This window comes from Pseudonocardia pini, assembly GCF_013870575.1.
Lineage (GTDB): Bacteria > Actinomycetota > Actinomycetes > Mycobacteriales > Pseudonocardiaceae > Pseudonocardia > Pseudonocardia pini.
In genome coordinates, this window is the sequence record NZ_JACBXB010000586.1 from 1 (window position 1) to 3,594 (window position 3,594).

Below are 3,594 nucleotides of genomic sequence, written 5' to 3' on the forward strand. Positions count from 1 at the left end.
GTCCGCACGCAGTCGACGCACGGGCCCTGGCCGGACTGCACCTGCAGCACCTCCATCAGCTCGGCGTCCTCGCTCGACGACGCGACGGTGCGCAGCCCCCCGCCCGCGTCGGCGAGCATGATCGCCGCGGCGTCGACCGCCAGCAGCCGCACGCTGTGCGACACGAGCCGGTCGAGGAGATCGATCATGTCGTAGTCGTCGACCAGTGTGTCCGCCAGCTCGACGAACGCCCGGGCGACCTGCTGCTCCCGCCCACCGGACGAGACGTCGTGTCCCCCCGGCTCGCGCGGCTCGAACTCGATGGCCATTACTTCATCTCCTCGGTGAACACCAAGCGCCGTGCCACCACGTCGCGTGCCACGTCGATCAGCAGCCGCTGCTCGCCGTACGCCCGGGCCCGCATCCGGGCCAGTGCCTCCTCCGGCCCGATCCCGAGCTGGGCGAGCACCATGCCGGTGGCCTGGTGGATCTCCGGCCTCCGGAACAGTCCGCCGTTCATCCAGTCCTCACCGACGCTCTCGGGGTACCCGCTGTCGACACGTTCCGCACCGGGGACCACGCGGGGCTCCGGCCGGGGCCTCGTGCGCACCCCGAGCAGCAGCAGCGCGGCGACCTCGACCGCACGCACCAGATCCTGCCACTGTCCGGCGGCCAGTCCCCCGGTCCTGAGTCGATACAGGTCCAGCACTCCGATGGTCACCGCGCCCCACCGCAGGGGCAGGGCGAACAGCGCCTGCGCCGGGGTCCGCTCGGCGACCTCCGCCGTGAAGACGGGCCACCGCCGTCCGCCCTCGCGGCCGAGGTCCTCGACGAGCACCGGGAGCCCGCTCGTCGCGGCCTCGACGCAGACGCCCTCGTTGAGCGTGAACTGGAGGTCCTCCAGGACGACGGCGACCCCGTCGGTCGCCCACAGGGTGCGCCGGGAGGCCGCGGCGGTCTGCACCGAGATCGCGGCACCGTCGACGTCCAGCCCCGCGACGCAGGCCTCGCACACCCGGCGGGCGACCTCCTGCTCGTCGAGGACGTCGGCCACCATGCCCGCGAGCTTGGCCGTCACGGCACCCATGTCACCCACGGCCGTCACCCACGACGGCACCGCGTGTCGCCCACGTGCGGGCCTGACCGGCTCACCGGGCCTCCTGCTCCTCGCGAACGTGGTTGGGGGTGCGACGAGGAGATGGCCGGGCACCGACGCGTGCCCGGACCCTACCCCTCCGGCGGCCCCCTTGCCGCTCCCCGGTCGCTGTGTCACGGTTGGGGCGAGCCGGGCTCCGCTCCTTCGCGGACTGTCCCGGCTCGTCGGCGCGATGCCCTCGCGCCCCATGCCGCCCCTGACCCCGGCGACGCGGGTTCTTCCGTGTGTCCAGCGTCGGGGAGGGAGGCCAGGTGTCGGGTCGTCGCCGGTCGGGGAACGCGACCCCACCCGGACCGTCACCGCGGCGCGCGCACGGCCCCGCCCTCGGTCGTGCCGGCGGAGGGGTCCGGCACGCCCCCACGGTCGGGGCGCCCCGCACGACCCTCCTCCCGGAAGGAACCCATGGAACAGGTCGTCCTGCTCGATCCCGAGGGGCGGGCGGTCGGCGCCGCCGACAAGAGCACGGTGCACGGCGCCACCACCCCGCTCCATCTCGGCTTCTCGTGTTACGGGTTCGACGACGCCGGGCGGGTCCTGGTCACCCAGCGCTCCCGCCTCAAGCGGACGTTCCCCCTGGTCTGGACGAACACCTGCTGCGGGCATCCCGCCCCCGGTGAGCCGGTGGCCGACGCCGTCCGTCGCCGGATGCTCTACGAGCTCGGCGTGCGCCCCCTCGACCTGTGGATGGTCCTGCCGGACTTCGGCTACCGCGCCTCGCACGCCGGGGTGGAGGAGAACGAGCGCTGTCCCGTCCTGGTGTGCCGGATCGCCGAGGTGCCGCTCGCCCGGCCGGACGAGGTCGAGACGTGGACGTGGTGGTCCTGGAGCCATCTCCAGGACGAGGCCGCGAGGTCCGGGTCGGCCCTCTCGCCGTGGGCCCGGCTCCAGGTCCCCCTCCTCGCCGAGAGCATCACCGCGTGGGTGGCCGCCGAGTCGGCGCACACCCGACCCGCGGGAGCGAAGCCGGCGCGGTGACCCCACTCCGGTCGCGACCTCCGCGGGCTCCTCGGTCGGGGTGACGGCGCCGGGTCACGGCAGCTCGGGGGCCTCCCCCGTCTCGACGATCGTGTCGGCGATGTCTCGCAGCTTCACGTTGAGGTGTTGGGAGGCGCGGCGCAACAGGGCGAACGCCGCGTCCTCGCTGAGCTGCCCGCGGGCCATCAGCACTCCCATGGCCATCCCGATCCGACGGTTGCTCTCCAACGCGGCCCCGAGGTGCTCGGCCTGGTCCCGCTGCTGCGCCGCCCGCATGGCGACGGCGGCGTGGGCCGCGAGGATGGCGGCCACCGCACGGGCGTGGGGGTCGAAGGCGTCCGTGGACCGGGAGTAGAGGTTGAGCGCGCCGAAGGTGTCCTCCTGCGCGAAGAGCCGCAGCGCGAGCATGCTCCGCACCCCGGTCTCCGCCACGGCCCGGGAGGCGAACCGTGGCCAGCGCACCTCGGTGGCCAGGTCGCCGGTCAGGTACACCTCGTGCGTCCGGATCGCGTCCACGCACGGGCCCTCGCCGAGCTCGTACTGGAGCCGGTCGACCCGCGCCGGCACGTCGTCCGTCGCACCCACCGTCCGGACGACGCCGTTCCGGCCGATCAGCGAGATCGCCGCGTGGTCGCAGCCCCGGACGGTCTTCGTCGCGACCCGCGTGACCCGCTCCTGGGTCGACAGCACGCCGGTCTCGGCCTGCAGGAGCCGAGCGATGTCAGCGAACTCCTCGGCGAGGGTCTCGTCCCGGTCGTCGGCCACCGGCCCCAACCTAGCGAGTCCGCTGCGGGGTTGCCCGCCACGCACGTGCGGCCTACCGTCGGTCCGGAGCAGCGATGCTCGGACCTCACGCCCCGGACCTCGGTGTGGATCCCTCCCGAGCAAGGGACCCACCGTGCCCCAGACCACTCTGGTCGGCAGCAGGCAGCGTCTGGCCGACCTCCTCGCGACAGCCCACCCGGGCCCCGCCGCCGTGGTCACGCTCGTCGCCGCCCTGCTCGCGGTCAGCGACGGGCTGTCCCCCGCCTCCGCCGTCCTCGTGGTCGGCGCCGTCCTGGCCGGGCAGCTCACCATCGGCTGGGCGAACGACCTGGTCGACGTCGGCCGCGACCGCGCCGTCGGCCGCGCGGACAAGCCCCTGGCGACGGGCCGGACCACGATCGCGCTGGTCGGGGGCGCGCTGGCAGTCGCAGCGGGCGCCTGCCTGGCGCTGTCGTTCGCGGCGGGCTGGCGCAGCGGGCTGGTGCACGTGCTGCTGTGCCTCGTTCCCGGCCACGCCTACAACCTCGGCCTCAAGGCCACCCCGCTCTCCTGGGCGCCGTACGCCGTGGCCTTCGGCTCCCTGCCCGCGGTCGTCTCCCTCGCGGGGGACGCCCCGGCGTGGCCGCCGTGGTGGACGACTCTCGCGGGTGCCTGCCTCGGCGTGGGCGCACACCTGCTCAACGCCCTGCCCGACCTGGCCGACGACGTGCGCACCGGCG

5 protein-coding genes are annotated in these 3,594 nt (G+C 74.5%); 2 read left to right on the forward strand and 3 right to left on the reverse strand.

Going from position 1 to position 3,594, the window contains the following annotated elements:
• A partial coding sequence (locus tag H5J29_RS25235) for a GAF domain-containing protein (RefSeq protein ID WP_512700138.1) occupies positions 1 to 308 on the reverse strand: 308 nt, incomplete at its 3' end.
• Positions 308 to 1,066: a GAF and ANTAR domain-containing protein gene (locus H5J29_RS25240; protein ID WP_181783515.1), complete on the reverse strand. Its 759-nt coding sequence runs from the start codon at positions 1,064 to 1,066 to the stop codon at positions 308 to 310. The genes H5J29_RS25235 and H5J29_RS25240, both read right to left, overlap by 1 nt.
• Before the next feature lie 471 nt (positions 1,067 to 1,537).
• Here H5J29_RS25240 and idi point away from each other — a divergent pair, with 471 nt between their 5' ends.
• Positions 1,538 to 2,110 carry an isopentenyl-diphosphate Delta-isomerase gene (idi, locus tag H5J29_RS25245; RefSeq protein ID WP_181783516.1) on the forward strand — a complete coding sequence of 191 codons (573 nt, stop codon included), beginning with the start codon at positions 1,538 to 1,540 and terminating at the stop codon, positions 2,108 to 2,110.
• A 54-nt stretch (positions 2,111 to 2,164) separates the two neighbouring features.
• Here the strand turns inward: idi and H5J29_RS25250 are convergent, their stop codons facing one another.
• The gene (locus H5J29_RS25250) at positions 2,165 to 2,875 is read right to left on the reverse strand and encodes a GAF and ANTAR domain-containing protein (RefSeq protein ID WP_181783517.1); all 711 of its coding nucleotides are present in this window, start codon (positions 2,873 to 2,875) and stop codon (positions 2,165 to 2,167) included.
• A gap of 133 nt (positions 2,876 to 3,008) precedes the next feature.
• Between H5J29_RS25250 and H5J29_RS25255 the strand changes: the two genes are divergently transcribed.
• Positions 3,009 to 3,594, forward strand: a 586-nt coding sequence (locus H5J29_RS25255; RefSeq protein WP_220187905.1) for a UbiA family prenyltransferase, incomplete at its 3' end; no start/stop codon positions are given.